23 protein-coding genes and 1 pseudogene are annotated in these 26,050 nt (G+C 45.8%); 14 read left to right on the top strand and 10 right to left on the bottom strand.

Translation table 11 applies throughout. The annotated features are described in order from the left end of the window. Positions 1-883, top strand: an 883-nt coding sequence (locus Q0C19_RS02505; protein ID WP_295052504.1) for a PhoH family protein, incomplete at its 5' end; no start/stop codon positions are given. Between the two features lie 41 nt (positions 884-924). On the opposite strand, the gene Q0C19_RS02500 is transcribed toward Q0C19_RS02505, so the two are convergent. From Q0C19_RS02500 to folE, 4 genes are all read right to left on the bottom strand, one after another. Further along, complete coding sequence (locus Q0C19_RS02500) at positions 925-1,899, bottom strand: iron-sulfur cluster assembly scaffold protein (RefSeq protein WP_295052503.1); 975 nt, start codon at positions 1,897-1,899, stop codon at positions 925-927. Between the two features lie 13 nt (positions 1,900-1,912). Further along, positions 1,913-3,127, bottom strand: a complete 1,215-nt coding sequence (locus Q0C19_RS02495; RefSeq protein ID WP_295052501.1) for a NifS family cysteine desulfurase — start codon at positions 3,125-3,127, stop codon at positions 1,913-1,915. Between the two features lie 132 nt (positions 3,128-3,259). Beyond that, the gene (gene fliI / locus Q0C19_RS02490) at positions 3,260-4,564 is read right to left on the bottom strand and encodes a flagellar protein export ATPase FliI (protein WP_295052499.1); all 1,305 of its coding nucleotides are present in this window, start codon (positions 4,562-4,564) and stop codon (positions 3,260-3,262) included. Between the two features lie 3 nt (positions 4,565-4,567). Further along, positions 4,568-5,152, bottom strand: a complete 585-nt coding sequence (gene folE / locus Q0C19_RS02485; protein WP_295052508.1) for a GTP cyclohydrolase I FolE — start codon at positions 5,150-5,152, stop codon at positions 4,568-4,570. A gap of 132 nt (positions 5,153-5,284) precedes the next feature. Here folE and tig point away from each other — a divergent pair, with 132 nt between their 5' ends. The 5 genes from tig to Q0C19_RS02460 all read left to right on the top strand — a co-directional run bounded on the left by tig (position 5,285) and on the right by Q0C19_RS02460 (position 10,370). Continuing rightward, the gene (gene tig / locus Q0C19_RS02480; RefSeq protein WP_295052498.1) at positions 5,285-6,586 is read left to right on the top strand and encodes a trigger factor; all 1,302 of its coding nucleotides are present in this window, start codon (positions 5,285-5,287) and stop codon (positions 6,584-6,586) included. Further along, the gene (gene clpP / locus Q0C19_RS02475) at positions 6,586-7,182 is read left to right on the top strand and encodes an ATP-dependent Clp endopeptidase proteolytic subunit ClpP (RefSeq protein WP_295052497.1); all 597 of its coding nucleotides are present in this window, start codon (positions 6,586-6,588) and stop codon (positions 7,180-7,182) included. Before tig ends, clpP begins: the two co-directional genes overlap by 1 nt. A 10-nt stretch (positions 7,183-7,192) precedes the next feature. After that, positions 7,193-8,248, top strand: coding sequence for a diguanylate cyclase (locus Q0C19_RS02470; RefSeq protein WP_295052496.1), 1,056 nt, complete (start codon positions 7,193-7,195; stop codon positions 8,246-8,248). A 7-nt stretch (positions 8,249-8,255) separates the two neighbouring features. Continuing rightward, complete coding sequence (gene def, locus Q0C19_RS02465) at positions 8,256-8,771, top strand: peptide deformylase (RefSeq protein ID WP_295052495.1); 516 nt, start codon at positions 8,256-8,258, stop codon at positions 8,769-8,771. A 90-nt stretch (positions 8,772-8,861) separates the two neighbouring features. Further along, a complete protein-coding gene (locus tag Q0C19_RS02460) occupies positions 8,862-10,370 on the top strand; it encodes a YifB family Mg chelatase-like AAA ATPase (RefSeq protein WP_295052494.1) in 1,509 nt (502 codons plus the stop codon). Position 10,371: 1 nt separating this feature from the next. Here Q0C19_RS02460 and Q0C19_RS02455 read toward each other — a convergent pair whose 3' ends face one another. Together Q0C19_RS02455 and Q0C19_RS02450 are read right to left on the bottom strand one after the other, a co-directional pair. Continuing rightward, positions 10,372-11,475, bottom strand: a complete 1,104-nt coding sequence (locus Q0C19_RS02455; RefSeq protein ID WP_295052493.1) for a YeiH family protein — start codon at positions 11,473-11,475, stop codon at positions 10,372-10,374. Between the two features lie 165 nt (positions 11,476-11,640). Continuing rightward, a complete protein-coding gene (locus Q0C19_RS02450) occupies positions 11,641-14,883 on the bottom strand; it encodes a DUF748 domain-containing protein (protein ID WP_295052492.1) in 3,243 nt (1,080 codons plus the stop codon). Positions 14,884-14,980: 97 nt separating this feature from the next. Here Q0C19_RS02450 and Q0C19_RS02445 point away from each other — a divergent pair, with 97 nt between their 5' ends. The 6 genes from Q0C19_RS02445 to Q0C19_RS02420 all read left to right on the top strand — a co-directional run bounded on the left by Q0C19_RS02445 (position 14,981) and on the right by Q0C19_RS02420 (position 19,455). Further along, a complete protein-coding gene (locus Q0C19_RS02445) occupies positions 14,981-16,000 on the top strand; it encodes a ribonucleotide-diphosphate reductase subunit beta (RefSeq protein ID WP_295052491.1) in 1,020 nt (339 codons plus the stop codon). Then, a complete protein-coding gene (locus Q0C19_RS02440) occupies positions 15,987-16,721 on the top strand; it encodes a carbon-nitrogen hydrolase family protein (protein WP_295052490.1) in 735 nt (244 codons plus the stop codon). The genes Q0C19_RS02445 and Q0C19_RS02440 overlap by 14 nt, the downstream gene beginning before the upstream one ends. Continuing rightward, positions 16,718-17,362, top strand: coding sequence for a protein-L-isoaspartate(D-aspartate) O-methyltransferase (locus Q0C19_RS02435; protein WP_295052489.1), 645 nt, complete (start codon positions 16,718-16,720; stop codon positions 17,360-17,362). Before Q0C19_RS02440 ends, Q0C19_RS02435 begins: the two co-directional genes overlap by 4 nt. Then, positions 17,359-18,300 (top strand): RsmB/NOP family class I SAM-dependent RNA methyltransferase, encoded by a 942-nt coding sequence (locus Q0C19_RS02430; RefSeq protein WP_295052488.1) that lies wholly within the window; start codon positions 17,359-17,361, stop codon positions 18,298-18,300. The genes Q0C19_RS02435 and Q0C19_RS02430 overlap by 4 nt, the downstream gene beginning before the upstream one ends. Before the next feature lie 68 nt (positions 18,301-18,368). Then, positions 18,369-19,013, top strand: coding sequence for a tetratricopeptide repeat protein (locus Q0C19_RS02425; protein WP_295052487.1), 645 nt, complete (start codon positions 18,369-18,371; stop codon positions 19,011-19,013). A 7-nt stretch (positions 19,014-19,020) separates the two neighbouring features. Continuing rightward, on the top strand, positions 19,021-19,455 hold the full coding sequence (locus Q0C19_RS02420; RefSeq protein WP_295052506.1) for a low molecular weight protein-tyrosine-phosphatase: 435 nt from the start codon (positions 19,021-19,023) through the stop codon (positions 19,453-19,455). On the opposite strand, the gene Q0C19_RS02415 is transcribed toward Q0C19_RS02420, so the two are convergent. The 3 genes from Q0C19_RS02415 to purB form a co-directional block, all read right to left on the bottom strand. Then, positions 19,445-19,810 (bottom strand): hypothetical protein, encoded by a 366-nt coding sequence (locus tag Q0C19_RS02415; protein ID WP_295052486.1) that lies wholly within the window; start codon positions 19,808-19,810, stop codon positions 19,445-19,447. The genes Q0C19_RS02420 and Q0C19_RS02415 overlap by 11 nt on opposite strands. Before the next feature lie 284 nt (positions 19,811-20,094). Further along, positions 20,095-22,461 (bottom strand): ribonucleoside-diphosphate reductase subunit alpha, encoded by a 2,367-nt coding sequence (locus Q0C19_RS02410; RefSeq protein ID WP_295052485.1) that lies wholly within the window; start codon positions 22,459-22,461, stop codon positions 20,095-20,097. A gap of 112 nt (positions 22,462-22,573) precedes the next feature. Further along, complete coding sequence (gene purB, locus Q0C19_RS02405) at positions 22,574-23,902, bottom strand: adenylosuccinate lyase (RefSeq protein ID WP_295052484.1); 1,329 nt, start codon at positions 23,900-23,902, stop codon at positions 22,574-22,576. 82 nt (positions 23,903-23,984) lie between these two features. On the opposite strand from purB, the gene Q0C19_RS02400 reads away from it, so the two are divergent. Continuing rightward, a complete protein-coding gene (locus Q0C19_RS02400; RefSeq protein ID WP_295052483.1) occupies positions 23,985-24,899 on the top strand; it encodes an RluA family pseudouridine synthase in 915 nt (304 codons plus the stop codon). Between the two features lie 4 nt (positions 24,900-24,903). Continuing rightward, entirely contained in the window at positions 24,904-25,818 is a 915-nt protein-coding gene (locus Q0C19_RS02395) for an RluA family pseudouridine synthase (RefSeq protein ID WP_295052482.1), read from the top strand. Between the two features lies 1 nt (position 25,819). Here Q0C19_RS02395 and Q0C19_RS02390 read toward each other — a convergent pair. Then, positions 25,820-26,050, bottom strand: a pseudogene (locus Q0C19_RS02390) (GNAT family N-acetyltransferase); the annotation flags it as partial.

Raw genomic sequence — 26,050 nt, 5'->3', positions numbered from 1 at the left:
AGAAACCCCTTCTATCCCATCGGAGGTAGAACACCATAATTTTGACCAAATCACATTTGTCCAAAAAGCGCTCAGTACCACCTCTGAGATGTATGAAACAGGGATTCAGCGTCATGCTTTTAGTTATAACAACCAAATCGAATGGTGCGATTTTGACCGCCGATTCGGTGAGCATTTCAACGAAGAGCTTGTTCGCCCTCTTAATCTTGAGCAAAAATTTTATTATGCGATGATGACCCATCCTCAAAATTACGTTACCGTCGTCTCCGGTTCTACCGGTTCGGGGAAAACACTCGTTGCCTTGCAAGCGGGATTGGAACTTGTCGAAGAGGGGATTGTCGAGGGGATCGTCTATGCCCGCAACACCGTCACATCCAATGACCAGCAAGCAGAGCTCGGTTTCCGAAAAGGGGATGAAGAGCAAAAACTGGGATATTTTATGTACCCGCTGTATGCGGCAGTCAATTTTACCATCGAGCACCAAAGCAAACGCTCAATCGATGCGCGCGTCGAATATACGGGAAATACCAACTCTGTCAAACGGGAAAACGCGACCGAAGTATTTATGAAAAAATACAATATCGAAGTGATGGATATCGCCCACTTGCGCGGAACGACAATTTCGCGTAAATTCGTCATCATTGACGAAGCGCAGAATATGACCAACGCTACCCTCAAACTCATCGGAACCCGTATGGGGGATGAGACACGTCTCGTCGTTATGGGAGATCCGGGTCAAATCGACCATCCGTTCCTCTCCAAACGCCGTAATGCCCTCGTAAGTCTGCTCAACAAAGCGCAGCATAATAACTTTATCGCGGGGATTCAACTGCGTCACACCATCCGCTCACAGGTTGCCGATTGGTTTGATAAGAATTTTTGACAAAAAGGTTCCCGCAGTAGCGGGAATTTAAAGAGAGTGTATTAAATCGGTAAAACGCGGATTTTAGAAGAGAGCTTCTCTTTGAGTGTCGCTTCAATAGCGTACAATGTCCCAGTACTTGAGCTGGCACACCCGTTACAGGCACCCAAATAGCGGATATAGACATCAATATAGTCCGGTGAATCTTTAATATCGATAACTTCCATATTTCCCCCGTCCATAATCAAAAATTGACGGATTGACTCATCAATCACGCTGTCAATCGCTTTGATTTTCTGAACCAGAGTCATCGCAGTAAAATCACCGTGCGCTCCCGCATCGGCCGCTGAGCGCATTTTATCTTCGTCCATCTCACGGCGCACATCGGCCAAAATATCAACAAGATAGTATTCTCTAGCCTCATGACCACCCGGTTTGATACACGATTTACAGAATCCGCCCGCTTTGGTGTAATCGGTAATCTGTTCGATGGTTTTGAGATCATTGAGTTTAATCACTTCACGAAGTGTCCCTAAGCTGACACGGGCACATTCACACACGATAATCTCATCTTCGAAGCTTGACTCATCCACACCGAGATAAAGACCTGCCGCTTTTTTGATAACGTCGTACGCCATAACGGAACAGTGCATTTTTTGAGGTGGAACGGCAGGGGTTTCAGGATCGTCGCGAAGGGATTTTTCAACATCGATATTGGTGATTTTAACCGCTTGCTGGACCGTTTTACCGATACAAAGCTCTGCCATCATATCGGAACTGGCTATCGCCGTACCGCATCCGAAACTTTTAAACTTCGATTTGACGATAGTGTCCGTCGCGGGATCGACTTCCCAATACAGACGGACGGCATCTCCGCAGCTCTCCGCTCCGAAATCGGCAACAATCAGCTTATGCCCTGCCGCATCACACTCCTCTTGCGTGATCTCCCCCTGATTGTTAGGGTTGTTCATCAATGTCGTTACTTTGTTTGAGTACTGATCCCAAAGAGATCCGCCCAATAGGTCATTTTTAGCCATAATTTATTCCTTATTAATGGTGAATATTACATTCTCCGGCTTCACCGCCGGGAGTGGGTTGAACTTTTGCGTATGAACTCGAAATCGCTCTTAGACGTAAAACCGCTTTCGTAAAGCTCTCAATAACGTAATCAATCTCTGTATCCGTCGTAAAACGGCTCAAACTCAGACGAATTCCCGTATGAGCCAGCTCATTATCGGCTCCGATAGCAAGCATAACCGTGTTGGCTTCCAAATCCTCCGATGCACAGGCTGATCCGGTAGAAGCGCCGATGAGGGCATTGTTCAAATCCCACAGCATCCCCTCGCCTTCAACACCTCGAATTGAAATTAGAATCGTATTCGGAGTACGATTTTCGCGGTTTCCGACCGTAAATACATCTTCAAGCTGTCCCAAAAGAGCATCTTCGAGGCGATCGCGTTTGGCACGGATGCTCGCCATTTTTTCTTCGATGTTCTCAGTCGCAAGCTCAATAGCTTTCCCCATCCCTACGATATAAGGGACATTGAGGGTACCGGATCGGCGTCCCCCCATATGTTCTCCCCCGTGAAGCAACGGCGTCAACGCTTCGGAATTTCGGATATAGAGAGCACCGATCCCTTTGGGACCGTGAAATTTATGGGCCGACATCGACATAAAATCGACGTGAACATCCTGCATATCAACAGGAATTTTACCCACGGCTTGAACACCGTCCGTATGAAAAAGGACCCCTTTCTCTTTGCAGATCTCACCTATCTCTTTGATCGGGAAAATCATACCGGTTTCGTTGTTTGCCCACATAATTGAGACAAGGGCGGTTTTTTCGGTAATGAAGCTGCGAAGCGTATGGGCTTCAACGATCCCTTGATCATTGACCGGAAGATAGGTTACTTTAACACCTTGCTCTTCGAGGAATCTACAGGTGGAGAGGACGGAAGGGTGTTCGATTTCACTGGTAACGATATGGTTTTTGTCCCCGTTTACAATCTTATCGATCCATACCGATTTCAATACCCAGTTGTTTGATTCGGTTGCGCAAGAGGTAAAGATAATATCATCTTTATCACTTGCGTTGATCCCTTTGTACATCTGATTGATCGCTTTGGTAATCGCGGGATGGGAGGCTGTTCCGTACCGGTGAAGCGAATTTGGATTACCGTAAATATCACTAAAAAACGGAATCATCGCTTGTACGACGGAAGGATCGACCATCGTTGTCGCGTTGTTGTCTAAATAGACGTGCATCTCATGCTCCTCATGGGGGTTCTAAATAAAAGACTAATTTAGTCCTGTTTAACTTTTAGGATAATAGTGCAAACGACGTTATAGCAACCTTAAGGGTTTTTTATGTTTTGCACGGTTTAAGGATTAAATCAATTACCCCATCAACGCGATCAACTGATCAATCGATTCCTGGTATCCCGAAATACTCATTGCTTCCTGAGAGAGAAACGCTTCCATCATCTCTTTTTTACTGATCGCTTCATCCAGTTCTTTGTCAGAACCTCGCACATACGCACCGATACGGATCAACATCTCATTCTCTTTCAACAACGTATAAAGGCGGCGGAACCGTCGCACTGCGGCAAGATGCTCAGGGGTAATAATATCGTTCATAACCCGCGATGCGGAGTTCAGAATGTGGATCGGAGGATAGATTCCGAAATCGGTCAGCTCTCGAGAGAGGACGATGTGACCGTCCAAAATCGACCTAGACTGATCGGCGATCGGATCGGACATATCATCCCCCTCGACCAAAACGGTGAAAAAAGCGGTAATCGAGCCGTTTCCCTCCTCTTTACCGGCGCGCTCCATCAGCTGCGGCAAAAGTGTCAGAGATGAAGGGGGATACCCTTTTGACGTCGGCGGTTCACCCAGAGCCAAACCGATTTCACGCTGTGCCATTGCAAATCGGGTCACCGAATCCATCATAAAGAGGACATCTTCCCCTTTCGATTTGAAATACTCCGCGACGCTCATCGCACTGAATGCCCCGTATTTACGCATCAGAGGGGAATCGTCACTCGTCGCAACGACCAAAACGGTGTTTTCGAGATTGCCGCCGAGCGATTTTTCGATAAATTCGGGAACCTCACGTCCACGCTCACCGATCAGGGCAACGACTTTGATCGGAGCATCGGCTCCGCGGACGATCATCCCCATCAAGGTCGATTTTCCCACGCCGCTTCCGGCAAAAATACCGAGCTTTTGCCCTTTTCCGCAGGTGAGCAATCCGTCAATCGTTTTCACTCCGACGCTAAAAGGCTCGTCGATCATCCCCCGCTTCATTGCCGCGATGGGAGCCTTGATAATCGATTCGAAATGGGTTCCCGAAATAGGCCCTTTACCGTCAATCGGATTCATAAACGGATCAACTACCCGCCCGAGTAACGCTTCACCCACTTCAATCATCATCCCGGTTTGGTTCGGATAAACTTTATCTCCGGCACGAAACCCCTCAATAAAGCGAAACGGAGTGATAAAAAAACGGTTGCGCTCTACTTCGCTCACCATCCCCAAAGCTTCCGCACCGCTTACCTCGGATACCATCAAGACCGTATCGCCGATACTGACATGCAAACCCTCGGCAACAATAACCGTAGGACTTATTTTACTGACGGTACCGAACACGGTGGTCAGCTTCTCAATCCCCAACCGATTTCGTAATGCTTTAAGCGGCATCGGCTAGTAACGGTTCCCGCTCGAAGAGTTGATCAGGCTAAAAAATTCCATCCGCGTCTTCTCGTCGCGCTTAAACAGCCCCCTCAACGCACTCGATGTCGTCGTCGAGCTGATCTTCTCCACTCCGCGCATCTCCATACACATATGACGCGCCTGAATGACTACCGCAACCCCCTTGGGAGAGATTGCCTCCATCAGCGCATCAGCGATCTGCTCGGTCAGCTGTTCTTGAATCTGCATCCGTCGCGCAAATACATCGACAACTCGCGGAATCTTAGAGAGACCCACCACTTTTCCATCCGGAATGTAGGCGACATGCGCCCGCCCGATGATCGGGAGAAGATGGTGCTCACACGTTGAGTAAAATTCGATATCTTTGATTAAAACCATCTCGTCATTAGAAGATTGAAACATTGCCGAATTCAAAATAGACTGCGGGTCTTCTTTATACCCTCCGTAAATAAATTCGTATGCTTTCAAAACCCGCTCGGGAGTTTTAAGAAGCCCCTCGCGCCCGACGTCCTCACCGACATGGGCAATCATCGTTTTAACCGCTTTTATAAATTGTTCGTTGTTATCCAATCCCATACTCACCCATTTCAAATATTGCTATTACTTTATCATCTCTTTGCTTTTATTTTAATTCAGCGTATCATTAACCCTTTTTGGATAATATTGCCACCATTTAGTCTAATAAGAGACGTCAACAAAAGGGATTCAATGCAAATTACAACCAATAAAATCGACTCAGCTAACGCTAAAATCAATGCGGCCATTACACGTGGAACTATCGATGCCAACATCGAAAAAATCGCTAATCAGCTCTCTAGAGAGGCAAAAATTGCCGGTTTCCGCAAAGGAAAAGTACCGGTCAGTGCTGTAAAAAAGCAATACGGTGAGCGTTTGGTTCAAGATGCAGAAGCACAGGCATTGCGCGATCTTTTAAGTGCCGGTCTTAAAGAGATGGCAATCGCTGCCGACACATTTATCGGTGAACCGCACATCGCGAAATTCGAAAAAAATGACAACGGTATCGATGTTGAAGTCGTTATCGCAACCCGTCCTGCGATCACTCTCGGTGATTACGCGGCAATGGTTCCTGATGTTGCAAAACCATCAATCGACGATGCGGCAGTCACTGCACGTATCGAAGAACTCGCATCGGCACAGGCACCTTTGGTCAATGTAGAAGAAGATCGCGCATTGGTTAGCGGTGATTCAGCGCTTCTTGATTTTGAAGGGTTTGTAGACGGCGAAGCATTCGAGGGAGGGAAAGCGGAAGGGTTCTCTCTTCGTCTCGGAAGCGGTCAGTTTATCCCGGGATTTGAAGATCAAGTGATCGGTATGAAAAAAGGGGATGAGAAAACGATCAAGGTTACATTCCCTGAAAACTACGGCGGAGCTAAACTTGCCGGCAAACCTGCAGAATTCAAAGTAAAAATCGAAGCGATCCAAGCTAAAGAAGCAGTTGTTATTGATGATGAATTGGCGAAGAAAATGCTTCCGGGCTATGACGACGCAAGCGTTGACATGCTCAAAGAAAAAGTCAAAGAACAACTCCAAAGCGAAGCGATGAGCGCCCTTTACAATGATGAGCTCAAACCGAATCTTATGGAAACGTTTGTAGCTGCATTTACAATCGACCTTCCTGAATTCATCGTAGAACAAGAGATGGATATGGCTCTGAATAAAAAGGCCCGCGACATGAGCGAAGCGGAACTCGAAGAGCTCCGCAATGATGTTGAAAAAGTAAAAGCGATGCGTGAAACATTCCGTGAAGACGCATGCCGCGCCGTTAAAGCAACATTCATTGTTGACGCTTTGGCAAAAGAGGAAAATGTAGTCGTGAACGAGCAAGAGTTGATGCAAACGATCTATTTCGAAGCGATGCAAATGGGGCAAGATCCTGCAGCGGTTTACAAACACTACCAAGAATCAGGCTACCTTCCTGCGATCCAAATGGCGATGATCGAAGATCGCGTGTTGAGCAAACTGCTTAACGATAAAATCAAAGAGGCATAATGAGCTACATCCCTTACGTTATTGAAAAAACGGGGCGCGGTGAGCGCTCGTATGATATCTATTCACGTCTCCTAAAAGACCGTATCATTATGCTCAGCGGCGAAGTCAATGACGCTGTAGCCTCATCAATCGTAGCGCAGCTCCTCTTTTTGGAAGCCGAAGATCCTGCAAAGGATATCTATTTTTACATCAACTCACCCGGCGGTGTCATCACTTCCGGTATGGCAATTTTTGATACGATGAACTATATCCGTCCGGATGTCTGTACCATCTGTATCGGACAAGCGGCATCGATGGGGGCATTCTTGCTCAGTTCCGGAACCAAAGGGAAACGTTATGCTCTCCCGCATGCCCGAATCATGATCCATCAGCCTCTCGGCGGAGCGCAAGGTCAAGCGACCGATATCGAAATTCAAGCCAAAGAGATTTTGCGCATGAAAGCTGAACTCAATGAAATTTTGGCCAAAAACTGCGGACAAAGCGTCAAAAAGCTCGAAAAAGACACCGATCGTGATAACTTTATGTCAGCGGCAGAAGCGGTAATTTATGGTATCATTGACGAAGTGTTGGTCCAAAAAGAAAAAGAAGAGAAGTAAGAGGTAAAAAATGGCAGCTCTCAGCGATCTCAAACGTTCCCAACGGCAAGTTACTCAAAAAGGGGCTGATGAGAGTGCTTTTATTACTGCAGGCTCGCTGAATGACCCGACCAGTGATCTTGAGATTTTTGCCAAAGAGGTCCTTAATGCCCTCATTTCCGATAACCTTCCCCCTACTCCTAATAATTTTGCCCTCTATTTTGATCGTATTTTAGAAGATAAAAGCGAGAGTCTCCGCCGTCAAATCGGTTCTATTTTAGAACTTGAAGAAGACAATCATGAAGAAAAAAGTTTGGAACTTGAGAAAACTCTTAAACAGGGGTTCTCTTCCGTTAAAAGCATCCTGCAACTCAGTGCGACTCTTTATAAAAACATCTCTTTAATGGAGAAAATTTTAGAGACTAAAAAAGAAGAGATGAAAAATGTCCCTTCTGTAAGCGGTGCAAACGATTTGCTTTCCTCGCTTGGAGGTGATGTCGGGAAACTTAGTTCCATCCTGAAAAAACAGGTCTCTCATATGAAAGTAATTTATGAAGAGACGGCTACTATCGTCAAACAAGTTGAAAATGAAACTATTTTTGATAACCAATACGGTGTTTACAATAAACGTTTCCTCATAACCAAACTGGAGCAGGAACGTCATCTTATTGACGAATTTAAACACAAAAGCTCCCTCATCACCGTCCGGCTCTCAAAAACGACCGGAGAAAAAATACAGAGCGAAAAAGCGCAGCAGCTTATGACCCGCACCGTCGCCAGACTTCTCCTTAAAACGTCTCGACGAAGCGATGTCGTCGCCCACTACGGTGAAGGAATTTTCGCGATGGTTCTCAAACATACCGATATCGAGAGTGCGAAAAGGGCTTCTGAGCGGCTGTTTGATCTCGTCTCTTCCAGTAATTTTTTCATTGCCGAACAAGAGATTCAACTCCGTATTGCCATCGGTGTTACCGAGTTAAACTCGACCAAAGGGGTAGACCAGATCCTTGATTGTACCCTTAGCGCCATGGATGCGGCCGATAACAATTCCAAACTTCGGTATATGGTCTGCAACGACAACGAATAAGGTTCTTATGCTTCTTCCGATTATTACCTATCCAAACAAACAGCTCAAAACACGTTCGAAGCCTGTCGTTAATTTTGATGAATTGCTTCATCGGTTTTTAGACGATATGTATGAAACCATGATGAGCTCCAACGGAATCGGTTTAGCCGCTATCCAGGTTGCCAATCCTATCCGAGTACTGATTCTCTGCATACCCGATGAAGAGGGAAATCAGGGGAAAGAGAACCTCTTAGAGATTATCAATCCCGTTATTCACAATCCTCACGGAAATGTGCTCTATCAGGAAGGGTGTCTCAGCGTTCCCGGTTTTTACGAAGATGTGGAACGGTATGAAACCCTGAGTTTGAAATACCAAAACCGCCACGGCGAGGCCTGTGAGCTTGATGCTAATGAACTTCTTGCCATCGCTATTCAACATGAAATCGACCACCTCGAGGGAAAACTCTTTATTGAAAAACTGAGTTATCACCGACGTAAAAAATTTGAAAAAGAGTATAAAAAAGCCCTCAAAGAGAAGAAATAACTCCCTAACTATATTGCATTTTGCAATATATCTCCATAGATAAAACATTTTAGATAGTATAATTGTTAAATAATATTCTAGGCCATTGCTATGAAACAGTTACTTTGTGCAACGTTTGAAGGAATTGATGCCGCACCGGTCGACGTGCAATTCACCGCGACCAAAGGTCTTCCCGCCTTTAGTATCGTCGGTATGGCGAATGCCGCTATCACGGAGTCGAAAGAGCGGGTCAAATCGGCTCTGCTAAGCAACGGATTCGTCTTTCCCCCTAAACGTCTCACGATTAACCTTGCACCGAGCGATTTGCGCAAAGAAGGGTCTCATTTCGATCTTCCCATTGCCGCACTTATTGCATTGGGAAATTATGAGGGAGATCTGCGGGATTGGTATGTGTTTGGGGAGCTGGGCCTGAATGGAAACGTTACCGAAAATACCCTACTCTATCCCATCATTCTCTCACTTGCCAACCAAGGGAATATTACCCGAGCCATTGTTCCCAACATCAGTCTACCCAAGCTCTCCAAAATTCCGAATATCACCTTTTACGGCGTGGATACTCTCACCGATACCCTTAATCTGCTGCGTGCTGAAACTCTTCCCGAAGCAAAAGCTCATCTAAGTACTTTTGATTTCAATCACGTAACTCACAATGAAAAAAACTACTATTTTCATGAATACTATCCCCTTGACTTTATCGATATCAAAGGGCAAGAGCATGCGAAGCGCTCAGCACTTATCGCAGCAGCCGGAATGCATAATCTTCTACTTGAAGGATCTCCGGGGAGTGGCAAATCGATGATTGCCAAACGGCTCGTTCATATCATGCCTCCGCTACACAATAATGAAATACTGGAGTGCGCCAAACTCGAAATTCTGGAGGGAAAAGAGCCCTCATTTGCCCCGATGCGTCCTTTCCGAGCACCCCACCACTCCAGTACGGGGGCAAGCATTTTCGGTGGCGGAACCCACAAAGCTCAAATCGGAGAGGTAGGTTTGGCGCATGGCGGAATTTTATTTTTTGACGAGCTCCCCCATTTTTCCAAGATGGTTCTCGAATCCCTCAGAGAGCCCCTCGAAGATCGGCATATACGTATTTCACGTGTCAATACGAAAATAACGTATGAAGCCAATTTTCTCTTTGTGGCGGCGATGAATCCCTGCCCTTGCGGTAATCTTTTTAGTGCCACTACTGCCTGTCGCTGCAGTGATTTAGAGATAAGCCGCTATAAATCACGGCTCTCTGACCCTTTTTTAGACCGTATCGATTTATATGTACAAATGCACGCCGTCAGCTCGGAAGATAAACCGAGTGTCAATTCCGGTACTCTTCATAACAAAGTGAGAGAGGCGTTTCTTCGCCAAAAAGAACGGGGACAAAGCTCCCTTAACGGTGCGCTTACGGATGCAGAGATTGCGCAGTATTGTCCGTTAAATGCAGAATCGCAACAGATCATTGATCAAGCAATAGGAAGATTCGGATTATCGTTTCGGGCGGTAAGCCGTGTACTCAAAGTAGCACGGACCATCGCCGATATTGAAGGCTCTGTTGATATTAGCAAAACACACGTATTGGAAGCTCTGAGTTATCGGAAACGATAACTCAAAATGTCGCCACAACCCATTGGGTAATAACAAATCCGCCTACTACCAGCCAGATAAACATAGAGCCAGCGGCATAAATTGGGGCTAGTCCGAGTCCTTTGAATTTTGCAAAACGTGTTCCCATCCCCAGTGCCGTCATGGCCATCGTCAGCAAGAAGGTATCGATCACATTGATGTTAGCGATCACCGATTGGATAGTCGTTGCTATCGCTTCCGTTGCGTGCGCATTGGTGAAATTGAGCAAAAGCGAGTTTACCCCCGCCATACCGACGAAATAAACTGCAAACCAAGGGATAACGAGCTTAACGCCCCCTCCGGCGGTTCCACTTTTCTTTGCCGTATACGAAAGATAGATTCCCAAAACGATCAACATCGGAGCAATCATAATAACCCGTGTCATTTTGACAATAACCGCTGTATTTGCCATATCGGCACTCGCACCCGGGATCGATGCCGGAACCGCAACGACTTGAGCGACTTCATGAATCGTCCCCCCGACATACATCCCGAATGTTGTCGGAGCCATATGTAAAAATCCGCTGGCAGGTTCTATAATCGCCGCATACAATACGGGGTATAAAAACATCGAAATTGTTCCGAACAAAACGACCATAGAAACAGCGATAGCTGTTTTATACTCTTCGCTTTTTAATACCGGTTCGGTAGCCAAAACCGCTGCCGCACCGCACACTGATGCTCCGGCAGCAGTCAACATCGAGGTATCGCGATCAAGTTTAAAAAACTTTTGAGCCAAATACGTCCCAAGGACAAAGGTGGTAGAGAGCATGATCAAAGAGACCATAAATCCCTCTATCCCGACTTGCTCAATCTGTTGAAACGTAATCCGAAAACCGTAAAAGACGATTGCAAATCGGAGGATTTTTTTACCGGAGAAGGTAATTCCCCCCTCCCAAACGGAAGGGATACGATTATGAAGAGTATTAGCAAAAAAGATCCCCAATACAATCCCCACGACCAGTGGTGAAATTCCTAGATTTTTTACAACCGCCAAATCGGCGATCATTGTCGCTGCAGCAGCAAATATAGCGACAAAAAAGATACCGCGGAGGGTATCTCTTCGCTTTGTGGGTGAAAATGGCATACGTACGCCCCTATAAATTGAAAAATAAAAGTGTAATTATAAGTTGTTTTAGTCAACAGAGTTCTTGCGAAGTTCAATTAATAGCAATTCGCTAAGGATAGACGATTGTCAGTACGCAATAACGTTTTTAGCAAAACTGCGATTAAACGTTTTGAATAAACCGATTTAGGGAACTACAATCTCCAATCTTGTTGAAATTTCTTCCCCTTTTTTCTCTTGATTTGCTTCAATCCCTTTCACGCTCACCCTCTTTTCAAAACCTGACGTTTTAAGTAAGTAATTTCGGATCATCTCCGCTCGTTGCTGTGCTAAGGCCTGCAGTTCCTGCGGACTTAAGGGTTGAAGGGGGACCAATTTCTCAATAAGAGCCGCAGAGTAATACCGAACGAATACCGCCTCTTGCGGATACTGTTCCTTGAGGCTGTTTTTGAGTTCTCTAAGCTCTTTTCTCTCCAGGGCATCTTCCGCCATATCTTCCAAAAGTTCTATGCTCATGGCCTGCGGAGAATCTATTTTAAGGTTTTTGTTTCGTCTTAGCGCTTCTTGAATAAGCTTGCGGGCTTTGAGGGCGCGGGTATCCATCACCTCATCCCAACCTCCATATATATTCAAAGCGAGTTTCGGACGCTTGGAGAGCATTGCACTAATGTTATCAAGTTTCTCGATTTCAGGAGGGAGAAGCGTCGCATGTCCCCCCTCAAAATTGACCGAAGAGAGTGTATCCCCCTCAATCCCCATCATCGAACTCAGCAATCTAAACGGAGAGGTAACCGCTTTGGTAAAGAGGTTTCCAATCACCTGCCATACCACTTTGCCGTATTTGAAATCGGGGTTATTCACATCCCCCTCGATGGGGAGATCAATATCGATTATCCCTTGAGAATCTTCGAGCAGTGCAACGACAAAACGCATCGGCCACGGCGATCCACCCTCTTTTTCGGCCCCTAACTCGATCTGCTTGATAACGACCTGATTGGCACCGTTGAGTTTTCCGCCGTCAATCTTGTATCCCAGGTTCAAAAAGAGTTTTCCGCCGTCAATCTTGTATCCTAAAAATTGGAGGGAGTAGGGGGTATAGTGCTTCAATTCGAGATTATCGAATGCTACTTTTATATCGGTGAATTTTTTAGGGTCTTTGGTATTGAGCGAACCGCCGATTTTTGCCAATCCATACTGATCAACCCCCCCTCGAAGCTTCACAAACGTCGTCACATCCTTGGTAGTTGAGATTCCCAGCACAGACCCCTCCAAATCATGGATATAGCTCTTAAACGGCAAAGGCAATGACAAATCACTGAAGCTTGCGCTGCTCTCTCGCAGCACCAATTTAACAATATCAAGCCCAAAGGGATTCCCTGAGGATTTCGTTGCATTGGACTCAATCGGACTCTTTTTGCTGAGCGTGGAGTAATTCAGAACTTTTTTGGAATCGATCAGGGCATTGGTATACAGTCCGTCGATCGCCAACTGATTGATTTTAAGTCGATTATCGGGATAGGAATAGACAAACGGCGTTGCGCCGATACTCTGCCATCCTAGCAATACCGAATCATCCCGCGAATCGTTCACGACCCAGTCATTGAGTCCCACTTTCCCTTTGACATTTGTTTTAGCCGGAGTATAGGCATAACTGCCCGCAACAGAGAGGTTCCCTCGACGAAGCGACGCATAGGTTCCCCCTTCGAGATACGGATCCATCACGGAAAGATCAATCCCCGCGATCGTAAACGTCCCGTTGCTTTGAAGCGGCAGACGGATCAAATCTCCCTCCGCGGCAAGCGAGCCTTTTTGATTCAGACGGGTTGAGAAAGTTATCTCGTTCTTGACTTTGGGATCACTGCTCACATCACGTACATTCAGATTTAATTGATCGAAATTCAGTGCCGTACGTCGTCGCGGAACCTCATCGTTCAAGACTATTTTCCCACCATTGAGAGCTATCTCATCTAAATGATATTTCCACGCTATTGACGGTTCCTCCTTGGCTTTAGGAGGTGACGCGTAAGCAAATTTTGCCCAATCGATCGAACCGTCTTTTAAACGGCTTAATACTGCCGTCGGCTGAGAGAATGACACTTTTTCGACCTGTGCGAATTTGTCCGCACGATCAACCTTAACCCCCTCAATCCCGAATCCTTGCAGTCCAAAAGATACTGACCCTTCGCGCTGTCTGATCACCTGGATCGCATCACTCCCGGCGGAGAGGGTCAGCATAGTTTTTTCATCACTGCTCACTGCACCCGTGTGCAAAAAGAGGTTATTAACATTCACACGGTAGGGCTCACGCGGAGCCTGATCGATCCACTGCACTCCGACATTATCGACATTCACACTTCCCAGTGCAAAACTCCACAGTTCTTTGGTCACATTATCCTCTTTGGCGGGGAACGCATTTTGAATCTGCTCGATATAGCTGATCCAGTTTATTTTCCCTTCCGAGGAGCGTTCAGCTGCAACATTGACCCCCTGTACGCTGAGCGATTGGGCATTGAATATTTTCCGCAAGGGCTTGACATTCCCCTTTTTCAGACGAAGCGATGAAAGAGTGAAAAGATTTTGCTTTTCCCCTTTGGAAATAATGCGAAGTTTATCCATTTCAAAGTGGAGATTAGAGAGTTCCGTAGCATTAATATCATCGCTGTTGAAACGGTAATCAAAACCGAAACCCGCACTGCCGTCCGCGACTTCAATCGGAAATTTATCTTTAAAATAGCGCCACGGCGTATAAAGTTTTCCCGAATCAAATGCGATCTTTCCTCCGATGGAGAGAGGGGAGAGGGAATCTATTTTTCCGTTCACATCGATAAATCCACCCTCATTGATCGTCGCATACAGACGCATTTTCCCCTCGGCGATGGAAAGATGGCGGAGATCAATGGTATCCAGGCTGAATCCAACAGGTCCCAAATTGACCGTATACGCTTTCCCCTGCGCATAGTCACTGTAATCGAGAGTTCCCCCCCTTAGCGCCAAATGATCTAAAATAAGCCCCAGAGGCTCGGATGATTTCTCTTCTTTTTTATCACTCCCCAGCTCGGTGAGCCATTTAAAATTAAAATCCCCTTTTTCATCACGGCGTACGGTTACCTTGGGATCACTAAGAGTGAGCTGTTGAACAACCCATCCCCCCCGCCATAAATAGGCGAATGGATCGACATTGATCGAAAAAGCTTTCAGTGTGAAAAGATCGGAGTTTTGGGGTGTTTTGAACGAGACATTTTTGAGTGTCAGGTGGAACGTAAACGGATTAAATGAGGCAGATTCTACCGAAAAACGTCCCCCTTTCGTCGCTTCATCGACTTTTTTCGGAACAACATTTTTAAAAAAATAAGGTACCCCGAAAAAACCCGCCATTGCATAGAACACTGCCGCCGTTCCCAACGATTTAAAGATTACTCCTTTGTTCATTTCACACCCTTATGACAAAAACTATTTTCATTTTATCATAGTTAAATCTATATTTCGACATAATCATTTACTTTATCTGCACACAGGGATAGCCGAAATGAAGCGCAAACAAATTTACAATCCAACGTCCAATGAACATGTAAACGACCGCCAGATTTTCGGCGGCAATCCTACAGGGATTTTTGAACTTAATAACATCAAATACCAATGGGCATACAACCTCTGGGAAATGATGCTCAATAACACATGGTTCCCCAAAGAGGTCGATATGACCCGTGATGCGGTCGATTACAAATACCTCACCGAGATGGAAAAAACGGCATACGACAAAGCCCTATCTCAGCTCATCTTTATGGACAGCCTCCAAACCAATAACCTCATGGACAACGTCAACCCGTACGTTACCGCCCCTGAGGTCAACCTCATTTTGGTGCGCCAAAGCTTCGAAGAGGCGCTCCACTCTCAAAGTTACGCCGTTATGGTTGACTCTATCAGTCAAAACTCTGAAGAGATTTACGATCTTTGGCGCAGAGACATGATGCTCAAAACCAAAAACGATTCGATTGCGGCACGCTATAACGATCTCGCCAACGACCCGAGTGAAAGTGCTTTTGTCAAAGCGTGTTTTGCCAACCAAATATTAGAGGGGATCTACTTTTACAGCGGATTTACCTACATCTACACCCTCGCCCGTTCGGGTAAAATGTTGGGAAGCGCGCAAATGATCCGTTTTATTCAACGCGACGAAGTGACCCACCTTGTCCTCTTTCAAAACATCATCAATACCCTTCGCCGCGAGCGGAGTGACCTCTTCACCGAAGAGTTGCTCGAAGAGGTCTATGACATGTTCCGAAAAGCGGTAGAACTGGAAGTCGCGTGGGGCCAATACATCACCCAAGGGCAAATTTTGGGACTTACGAACGAAATCGTGGAACAATACATCCAGTACCTTGCCGATAACCGTCTAACCGCTGTCGGGATGAAACCTCTCTACAATGTCTCCAATCCGATCAAATGGGTCGATGATTTCTCCAAATTCAACGACCAAAAAACGAACTTTTTCGAAGGAACCGTTACCAATTACTCCAAAGGAAGCCTCAGTTTTGACGACTTCTAAAACCCGTTCTATTGTCTCACTCTGTTTTGAGACCGATCACGATTTTGCCAAAAATCTCAGTCGTCTCATCAGTTTGATCGATCAAGCGCCTGATGATGCCATCGTTGTTGCACCCGAAGTATGTTTAAGCGGTTTTGCATACGATCGCTTCGAAGAAGCGGCACTGTTTTCCATCGCTGCTCTTGAAAAACTGACTCAGCATATCGGAACGCGCCTCCTTATCTTCACCGCCATAACCAAAGAGGGGGAAGATTTTTACAACATTGCCTATGCTCTCCATAACGGTAAGATTCTCTACACTCAGGCCAAAGCCAAACTTTTTGCCCTTGGAGCCGAGCATGAATATTTTTCTCCGGGGAAAGAAAAAAGCATTCTCCCCTTTGACTTTGAGGGGATCAAAATCGGGATTTTAATCTGCTTCGAGCTTCGCTTCAAAGCACTGTGGAAGCGTATGGAGGGATGCGACATTATCGCCATCCCCGCACAATGGGGCAAATTGAGAAGTGACCACTTCCTCACCCTTACCAATGCGTTAGCGGTTATGAACCAATGCTATGTCATAGCCTCCGATGCAGACAATGAAGATACCACCGCCATGAGCGGCATCATCACCCCTTTCGGCGGCGAAGTCCGCAACAACGGCACGGAAGCCTTAATCTCCCATTATGAAGCGCGTACCGTCGAGTCTATGCGCCGATACCTCAATGTAGGAATAGAATGAGCATCGATAAAATCACGATTATCAAAACAACGCGGATGGCCGACGAAATCGCTAAAAAATTTCCCCTCCGCCCTCTTGTCAAAAATGCGATTATTCATACCAATCGCGAAGCGTTTGTCCCGTTGGCAATGCGCCATAACGCCTATCGCCTCGATGCCCTCCCTATCGGCGCACAGCAATACATCTCCTCGCCGCTGACGGTTGCCAAAATGACGCAGTATTTGAGTCCTGAGGGGTGTGACAGCGTTTTGGAGGTCGGGTGCGGAAGCGGTTATCAGGCGGCCGTACTCTCCAAAGTCTTTCGTCGCGTCTTTACGATCGAGAGGATCGAATCGCTCCTTCTGGAGGCGAAAGAGCGTTTTAGACATCTTCATCTGGGAAATATCCATACCCGTACGGATGACGGCCAAAACGGCTGGGAACAATACGCCCCGTTTGACCGTATTTTATTTTCCGCATCGGCACGTGCGATCCCTCAAAAACTTTTCGACCAGCTTCGCGAGGGGGGAATACTGCTGGCTCCCGTTGAGAAAGGGGGCGAACAAATCATTACCCGCTATACGAAGCAGGGGGGAAAAATCCACGAAGATGCTCTTGAGGTATGTGATTTCGTCCCCGTCCTCGATGGAGTCGTGCGATGAGTCTCCCTGAGGCTTTTACCGACAGGTTGGTGCAGATTGTTCCACGTGAGCAGTTTGAATCAATCATTAAAACATTTGATTCCCCGAAACAGGTAACCTTTCGAGTTAACACCCTTAAATCGAGCCCCCAAGAGCTCGAAGCCGAACTCAACGCCGCCCGGATTCCGTTTGAGCGTATAAAGTGGCTGGAGGGGGTTTATCGGATCACCCCTGAGAACAAACTATCCCTTACCCAAACCGACGCATTTTACGGCGGCAGACTCTATATCCAAAACCTCGCTTCTATGATTGCTCCGATGATCCTTGCCCCCAAGCCCGAAGAGACGGTACTCGATCTCGCTGCCGCCCCCGGCGGAAAAACGTTGATGCTAGCAGGGATGATGGAAAATACCGGTTGGCTCTCCGCCGTGGAACCTTCGCGCGAGCGCTTTTTCCGTCTTTGTGACAACCTCAAATCCCAAGGGGTAGCCAACGCCCACACCTACATGACCGACGGACGAAGCGTCGGCAAAAAATGTCCCGAGATGTTTGATCGAATCCTCCTCGATGCTCCGTGTTCATCGGAAGCACGGTTCAAAACCCATGAACCGAAATCGATGAGCTTCTGGAGCGTCCACAAAGTCAAAGAGACTTCCAAACTTCAACGCAGACTTCTCCTCTCGGCGTTCGATGCGCTCAAGCCCGGAGGAAAATTGCTCTACTGCACCTGCTCCTTCTCTCCCGAAGAGAACGAGGGACCGCTTCAGCATCTCTTAGAACGCCATGGAGAGGATTTAACTACCATCCCCCTGATTTTGCCATTCGACAACATACAAAAGCCGCTTGAGAGATGGGGGAAAGAGATATTTGACGAACGGATTCAAAACGCCGTCCGAATTCTGCCGACGGATACTATCGACGGCTTCTTCCTGTGTCTGTTGGAAAAAAATAAAAAGTAATTACAAATCTCTATTTTTAACTTAAGCTATTATGCTAAAATTATACTAACCTTTGTAGGGGAGCAGCTATGACTAATTTTAAAATGGTTTTACCCTTTTTATTGATCGGCTTCTCTACACTTCTCGCTTCAACAACCGAAGAGCTTGCCCATGAGGGGGAAGTTGCTTTTTATCACCAAAATTACATCGAAGCGCGCAAATCACTTATCCCCGCATCCCAGCAAGGTGATCTTCAATCTCTTTATTATCTAGGTATTCTGGCTCTGCGAGGATACGGAACTCCTGTCGATTATAAAGAAGCGATCCGGATTTTTCGAGAGGGGTCACAAAAAGGGCACCCTGAATCTCAAGTTGCCCTTGCCATTTTGATGATAGAGGGTATCGGCACTCCCCAAGATTACCTCAAAGCCTCTGTATTACTAACAAAAGCGGCAAAACAAGGCAATTCTGATGCTCAGCTCCTGTTGGGTTGGCTTTTCAGAAACGGGATCGGCGTAAAAGAGAACAAAACGATTTCCTACGCCCTTTGGAATTACGTTGCGGCACAGGGTAATGATTGGGCACGGATCAATAGAGATGCCGTGTTGTATGAACTCAGCGAACCGGAACTCTATCGTGGGCAGGAACTCTCCTCAAATCTTCCTAAATTATGGAACCTCATTTCCGCCGAACATACTAAAATGAATAAATATCTTCGAAAAAAACATGGCTAAAGTCCCGATGAAATCGATCCTGTTTGTCTGTCTGGGAAATATCTGCCGCTCACCGATCGCAGAGGGCATTGCACGAGATCTGATAGAGCAAAGCGGTCATACGATCTCTGTCGATTCGGCAGGGACGGGAAGTTCGCATATTGGTGAGCCGCCTTGCAAACACTCCGTTACCGTAGCCCGAAACCACAACATCGATATTTCACAGTTTCGTGCCCGTCAGGTCAAAAAAAGCGATTTCAAAGCGTTTGATCTGATTGTCGCGCTGGATCAAAATAATTATTGCGACCTCAAAGCATTAGGGTGTCAGAATTTGGTTAAACTGGGCGATTACGGGTACAACGGCGTGGATGTCCCTGATCCCTACTTTTTCGACGGATTTGAGGGATTTGAGCACGTCTATACGATGATTGAATCGTGTGTAAAAGAGCTCCTTAAGCGCTAAAAGGGAGTTCTTCGTATCCGATTGACGTTCCCAGGATATAACACGGTGCTTCGTTCGAGCGGCCCGCATAACTGCCGATCGCTAACGCACAGCTGTTGCTATTCATCTCCACCGTTATCCCCTCAGACATGTCCAATGAACGTAGAACATTATCGCTTACGAGTTTGGCGTCATTTACACCTTCGAGTCGAAACAAAATATCGATCCAGTCATAACCACGTGCGATGTCCTGAACACTGAAGCGAATTTCGACGGAAGCAGGGGAGAGGGGGGTAAGAGAACGGATTTCACCCTCTCGGGCAAAATCAACTCGTTCAAGTAAGTTTTTCAGTGTATTGGCTGTTAATGGTGTCATTTATTACCTCTATACTTACTCAAAAATTAAATTTTACTTTTCTCTTAGAAAAAGATTAGTAAACTATCCGTCTGCATTTGCAAAAGCGTGTTCAGTGCGTCGCCAAACAACATCTGAACAGCTTCTATCACATTGAACTTTACACTAACTAACAAAAAGTCAACTTGAAGCATTATATTCCTTTCACAAAGAATTATTTTCCTATTCTTTGTATGAATATTTTAGCTTTTTGGTACTTAATTTACTAGTTAGAATTTACGCATTTAATATGTAAAAAGGGTGCTTTATTGGCACCCTTCACACTCCATAGAGCGATCCGCCGTATCTTGTTTTTGCTCCGGTGATTGAGAGCGTAGATAGTAGGTCGATTTGAGACCCAGTTTCCATGCGAGCATATAGATATCGTTGAGATATTTACCGCTGGCACGATCTAGGGTGATAAAGATATTGAGACTTTGCCCCTGGTCGATCCATTTTTGACGAATGGCTGCCGCTTTGACAAGGATCGTCTGATCAAGATCATACGCGGGAGTGTAATAGCTCCAGGTCTCCGGGCTTAGCTTCGGAGCGACCACCGGAATAAGTCCGGAGAGGTTCTCTTCAAACCATTTGCGTTTGTAAATCGGTTCGATCGTCTGTGTCGTCCCCGTGAGGATCGAGATCGAACTTGTCGGCGCAATTGCCATTAGATACCCGTTACGCATCCCTTGACGTTTGATCGTTTCACGAAGCTCATCCCACTCATAATTCGGAGCAAACAATCCGCCGCGATCCACAAGGTTTTGTACCTCTGCCGTTGCATGATCCATCGGGAGGATGCCTCGGCTCCATTTAGACCCCTCATACTCGGCGTAAGAGCCTTTTTCGACGGCTAAGTTGCTAGAAGCTAAAATCGCGTTGTAACTGACCGATTCCATCACTTCATCGACTTTGTCAAAATGCTCTTGGCTTCCCCATACGATTTTATTCTCGGCAAGCATTTGCGCTTCACCCATCACACCCAAACCGATCGCACGGCTGCGCATGTTGGTACGCTTGACTTTCTCTAGCGGATAGAAGTTAAGGTCTATGACGTTATCAAGGGCGCGAATCGCTACAGGAACGATACGGTCGATATCCTCTTTCGTATGGACACGGGAGAGATTGACAGAAGCAAGATTACAGACTGCAGTCGCACCGTCTACTTTCTCTTTTTCCACAATATAGATCGGACGCCCGCCGAGTGAATCAAGCGCAGTCACTTTGTTCGCTGCTTTTTCAATTCCGCTGTCTACTTTAACAATATCATCTTCTTCGAAGGTAACAAACGATCCGTCTTCATATTTGATTTTAATCAGATAGTGGTTCGGCTGAGTGTTTTGGAAAATCTCGGTACACAGGTTTGAACTGCGGATAATACCGAAATGGTCATTCGGATTCGAACGGTTTGCACTGTCTTTAAAGCATAGGAACGGGCTTCCCGTCTCAAAATATGAGGTTAAAATCTTTTTCCATAGATCTTTAGCTTTGGTGTGCTCTTTCGTAATGCTCGGATCTTGTTCCAACTCAAGATAACGTTTCTCAAACGCGTCGCCGTAAAGCTCGCTGAGTTCTTTTACATCGAACGGATCAAACATCGTCCAGATGCCGTCTTCAACGACACGCTTCATAAACATATCGTTGATCCAAAGGGCAGGGAAGAGATCATGGGCGCGTCGGCGCTCTTCCCCTGAGTTTTTCTTCACATCTAGGAAATCTTTGACATCCATGTGCCACGGCTCGAGATAAACGGCAATCGCCCCTTTGCGGGTTCCGAGCTGATCAACCGCAATTGCGATATCGTTGGTGATTTTCAAAAACGGCACGGTTCCGCCGGCGGCATTTTTATGCCCGTCGATAAATGAACCCATAGCACGTACCTGCGTCCAATCCCAGCCGATTCCTCCGCCGAATTTAGAGAGGAGGGCCATCTCTTTATACGCGTCAAAAATCCCTTCGATGTTATCCGGTGCGGAACCGATGTAACACGAACTGAGCTGATGGCGATTGGTGCGGGCATTGGAGAGAGTAGGGGTTGCCATCATCACTTCGAATTTGGACATCATGTCATAAAACTTTTTTGCCCATCCCTGACGGTCAGACTCGTTTTGCGCCAAAAACATCGCCACAGCCATAAACATGTGCTGAGGAAGCTCAATCGGATCACCTTGGCGGTCTTTAATCAAATAACGGTCATACAATGTTTTAACACCGAGATAATTAAATTCCAAATCACGTTCAGGGACGATATACGCATCCAAGTCCGCTAAGTCAAATTTATCTCGCAAACCGAGCAAAATACGCCCCTCTGCTTCACCGCGTTCAAAGTAACTCTGCAGCGAGCCGTAGCCGGTAAATCCGTTCACGCGGTGGTATAAGTCATACAGAAAGAGACGAGATGCTACAAACGTCCAATTGGGTGAATCAATATCAATTTTATCAACCGCCGTTTTAATGAGAGTATGCTGAATCTCATTACTGTTAATGCCGTCACGAAACTGGATTTGTGCATCAACCTCTAACTCACTTTGCGATACGTTGATTAAACCTTTAACCGCAGCAGAGGTATATTTTTGAATTTTGGTGATGTCCAGCGGCTCTCGACGGCCGTTACGTTTAACAATAGTTAACATTTAGTAGCTTCCTTGATGTACATAAGAGGGGTATTATACCCTCAAAATTTAGAAATTTTCTAGCTTTTTGACTTCTTTTTATACAAGAGTATTAAAGCAATTTTTGAACCAATTATTTAAAAACCCGTGCAAAAATCTTATCGACATTTTTGGTGTAGTAACTGTAATCAAAACAATCACGAATTGCCTCTTCGCTCAAACTCTGACGTAACTCTTCATCATCCAATAAATATTGGAGATACAAGCTCTCCCCTTTATCATTGATCGCACTTTTACCTTGCTGCAACCCTTCCCATACTTTCATTGCATTACGCTGAACAATACGGTAAGCATCTTCACGGCTTACCCCTTTGAGAGGAAGTTCGAGTAAAACACGTTGCGAGAAAACCAATCCGCCGGTTAGGTTGAGATTACGCATCATGTTTTCAGGATACACAACGAGGTTAGCAATAACACTGTTAAAACGGTGAAGCATAAAATCAGACGTTACGAAACTATCCGGTAACCAGAAACGCTCGGTAGAGCTGTGAGAGATATCACGCTCATGCCAAAGCGCAACGTTTTCCATCGCAGGGATAACATAGGCACGAACCATACGGGCTAACCCGGTTATGTTTTCGGTCAAGATCGGATTACGTTTATGCGGCATTGCACTTGAGCCTTTTTGCCCTTTGGCAAAAAACTCTTCACACTCATATACTTCGGTACGCTGCCAGTGACGAACCTGCACCGCGAATTTTTCAATCGAGCTTGCCATCAATGCCAAAGCCGAAGCCAAACGTGCATAACGGTCACGTTGTATAACTTGGTTAGATGCGGGTGCTGATTTAAGTCCTAACGCTTCACACGTATACTCTTCGAGTTCTAACGGTGCGTGAGCAAAATTCCCCATAGCACCTGAAACTTGACCGACACAGATCACTTCCATCGTTTGTTCCAAGTTTGTCAAATGACGCGCCATCTCATCGTACCAAACCGCTAACACCAAACCAAACGTAATCGGCTCACCGTGAATTCCGTGTGAGCGTCCGACCATCAATGTCATCTTATGCTCTTCAGCTCTTGTTTTAATCGAAGCCATTACCATTTTCACATCGTCGATAATCAATGCCAATGAGTCGCGCATTTGTAAAGCGACGGCTGTATCAACGGTATCAGAAGATGTCATTCCGTAATGGAACCATCGACTCTCTTCTCCGAGCGATTCAGAAACCGATGTCGTAAACGCGATCAAATCATGACGAGTGATCGCTTCGATCTCATCAATACGCTCCACAGAGAATCCTGCATTCTTAACGATCTTCTCTGCATCTTCATCAGGAATAAGACCCAATTTATTCCACGCAACGACAACCGCCTTTTCAACATCAAGCCACGCTTGATATTTTGCTTGGATACTCCATTTGGATTTCATCTCTTCTCTGGCGTAACGATCTACCATATCTGCTTCCTTACTATGCTAAAATGCGCATTCTATTATTGTTATATATAGTCTATCTAACCCTCCCTAAAAAGGAATTAAATTGCCCTTCGTCACCAAGCAACTTCACGCTCCGACTCGTCAAAAAGCGTTTCGCTTTTTAATGCAGGAGTTAGGGATAACCCAAAGCGAAGCGCAACGTTTGATCGCTAAAGGGCGCCTTTCTCAAAATGGTGAAGTGATGGCAAACAATGCTGGGTTTATCGAGGGCAGATTTGATTTTATCTGTTTTGAGCCTGTGACGCTTGGACTCATACCAACATTCGTTGAAGAAGAATTTGCCGTTTATGATAAGCCCAGCGGTCTCCTCGTTCACCCTCAAAATCGTCATACACCCTACAGTCTCAATGATGAGATCAAACACCGCTTCGGTCATGATGCCAATATCACCCATCGTATTGATCAGGAGACGAGCGGTCTGGTTTTGGCAGCACGTAACAAAATGTCTGAGCGCACTTTAAAAATGATGTTTGAAGAGCGCCAAATCACTAAGCGCTATATGGCTATGGTAAAAGGTCATCTCAAAGAACCTCTCGATATTCAAGAGCCTTTACTGCGTCGAGAAGATGCCAGTTCAATTATCCGAATGATCGTACGTGTTCATCCGGAGGGAAAACCCTCTCGTACCTTTATCAAGCCTCTGGAATATTTCCCTGACACCGATACCACTCTCGTCGAAGCCTCACCCTATACCGGTCGTCAACATCAAATACGGGTTCATTTGTTCCACGTGGAACATCCCATTATCGGTGATCCCATTTACGGTCAAGACGAAAATGATGCTGTACGCTTTTTAGATAGAGAGATGTCGATCGAAGAACGCTTTGCCAATACAGGTGCATCACGTCTTTTACTCCACGCCCATTCCCTCGAATTCACTTATAACGATCATCCCTACCATATTGTCTCCAAAGAAGATTTTCTAGCTCAGTGTTTCGATGCGATGAAAGCGAAATAGAGCTATGCCGTTCATCACTAAAAAACTCCATTCTCCTATACGTCAAATGGCACTTACTTTTTTAATGGATGAATTAGGAATCACTCGAAGCGAAGGTCAACGTCTAATTGCCAGAGGGAGATTAACGCAGAACGGTATCGTTATGGACGATCAGTTTGGATTCGTCGAGGGGGATTGTGAGTTCATTTGTTTTGAACCGTTATCCCTCGGATTCAAACCGATGTTTGTCTCTAACGACTTTGTAGTTTATGACAAACCCAGCGGGTTAAGTGTTCATCCCCATAGCCGTCTCTCACCCTACACATTGAATGATGAGATCAAACACGAGTTTGGTGTGGATGCTAACGCAACGCACCGTATCGATCAAGAGACGAGTGGATTGGTTTTAGTTTCGCGTCATAAGAAAAGCGAATCTGTTTTAAAAAAGTTATTCTCTGAGCGTGCCATTTATAAGCGCTATCTTGCCATGGTAAGAGGTCATGTAGATGAGATCATCGATATTCAAGAACCTCTGTTTCGAATCGATCATCCAAATCTTCTCATCAGTATGGTGGTCAAAGTTGACCCAAGAGGTAAACCCGCTCATACTATTATTCGACCGCTTCGATACTTTCCTGAGCACGATATGACCCTTGTAGAGGCATCTCCGTTAACGGGTCGGACCCATCAAATTAGGGTTCATTTGTTCCACGTGGAACATCCGATTATCGGTGATCCCGTTTACGGCCCAACGGAAGAGGATGTCAATCGGTTCATAAAAAAAGAGTTATCACCAATTGAGCGGATAAAAATAGGGGGGTCAACGAGACTATTGCTTCATGCCCATTCGCTTGAATTTGAATATGAAAATGAGGAATATACAATCATATCTGAAAAAGATTTTCTCAAAGAGTGTTTTGAATCGATGCAAATTTATTAAATTAGACAGCGTTATTAATATATCGCTGCCGTTTTACCTCTTTAATTTTACGGATATCAACAAGTATATAACCGTCAATACAGTTGTTAAAATCGGTATCAATCCCGAAATCCATAAACTGAACACCCCCCTCTTCACACAGCTCACTGTACTGCTTATAGAGGGTAGGTACCGACACGTCCAATGATCTCAAATAGTCTTTGAGGACTTTAAAATCTTCCGCATAATTATC

Origin of the sequence: Sulfuricurvum sp. (genome assembly GCF_023250475.1) — a bacterium.
In the GTDB taxonomy this organism is placed as follows: Bacteria; Campylobacterota; Campylobacteria; order Campylobacterales; family Sulfurimonadaceae; genus Sulfuricurvum.
Note: the sequence above shows the minus strand (reverse complement) of the source record. Positions and strands in the feature narration are given on the sequence as shown.

Bases quoted from the DNA above. Each gene is read 5' to 3' on its own strand.
- Q0C19_RS02500 (WP_295052503.1), bottom strand. From the start codon at position 1,899: ATGGCTAAAAATGACCTATTGGGCGGATCTCTTTGGGATCAGTACTCA.
- Q0C19_RS02495 (WP_295052501.1), bottom strand. From the start codon at position 3,127: ATGCACGTCTATTTAGACAACAACGCGACAACGATGGTCGATCCTTCC.
- fliI (WP_295052499.1), bottom strand. From the start codon at position 4,564: ATGCCGCTTAAAGCATTACGAAATCGGTTGGGGATTGAGAAGCTGACC.
- folE (WP_295052508.1), bottom strand. From the start codon at position 5,152: ATGGGATTGGATAACAACGAACAATTTATAAAAGCGGTTAAAACGATG.
- tig (WP_295052498.1), top strand. From the start codon at position 5,285: ATGCAAATTACAACCAATAAAATCGACTCAGCTAACGCTAAAATCAAT.
- clpP (WP_295052497.1), top strand. From the start codon at position 6,586: ATGAGCTACATCCCTTACGTTATTGAAAAAACGGGGCGCGGTGAGCGC.
- Q0C19_RS02470 (WP_295052496.1), top strand. From the start codon at position 7,193: ATGGCAGCTCTCAGCGATCTCAAACGTTCCCAACGGCAAGTTACTCAA.
- def (WP_295052495.1), top strand. From the start codon at position 8,256: ATGCTTCTTCCGATTATTACCTATCCAAACAAACAGCTCAAAACACGT.
- Q0C19_RS02460 (WP_295052494.1), top strand. From the start codon at position 8,862: ATGAAACAGTTACTTTGTGCAACGTTTGAAGGAATTGATGCCGCACCG.
- Q0C19_RS02455 (WP_295052493.1), bottom strand. From the start codon at position 11,475: ATGCCATTTTCACCCACAAAGCGAAGAGATACCCTCCGCGGTATCTTT.
- Q0C19_RS02450 (WP_295052492.1), bottom strand. From the start codon at position 14,883: ATGAACAAAGGAGTAATCTTTAAATCGTTGGGAACGGCGGCAGTGTTC.
- Q0C19_RS02445 (WP_295052491.1), top strand. From the start codon at position 14,981: ATGAAGCGCAAACAAATTTACAATCCAACGTCCAATGAACATGTAAAC.
- Q0C19_RS02435 (WP_295052489.1), top strand. From the start codon at position 16,718: ATGAGCATCGATAAAATCACGATTATCAAAACAACGCGGATGGCCGAC.
- Q0C19_RS02430 (WP_295052488.1), top strand. From the start codon at position 17,359: ATGAGTCTCCCTGAGGCTTTTACCGACAGGTTGGTGCAGATTGTTCCA.
- Q0C19_RS02425 (WP_295052487.1), top strand. From the start codon at position 18,369: ATGACTAATTTTAAAATGGTTTTACCCTTTTTATTGATCGGCTTCTCT.
- Q0C19_RS02420 (WP_295052506.1), top strand. From the start codon at position 19,021: ATGAAATCGATCCTGTTTGTCTGTCTGGGAAATATCTGCCGCTCACCG.
- Q0C19_RS02415 (WP_295052486.1), bottom strand. From the start codon at position 19,810: ATGACACCATTAACAGCCAATACACTGAAAAACTTACTTGAACGAGTT.
- Q0C19_RS02410 (WP_295052485.1), bottom strand. From the start codon at position 22,461: ATGTTAACTATTGTTAAACGTAACGGCCGTCGAGAGCCGCTGGACATC.
- purB (WP_295052484.1), bottom strand. From the start codon at position 23,902: ATGGTAGATCGTTACGCCAGAGAAGAGATGAAATCCAAATGGAGTATC.
- Q0C19_RS02395 (WP_295052482.1), top strand. From the start codon at position 24,904: ATGCCGTTCATCACTAAAAAACTCCATTCTCCTATACGTCAAATGGCA.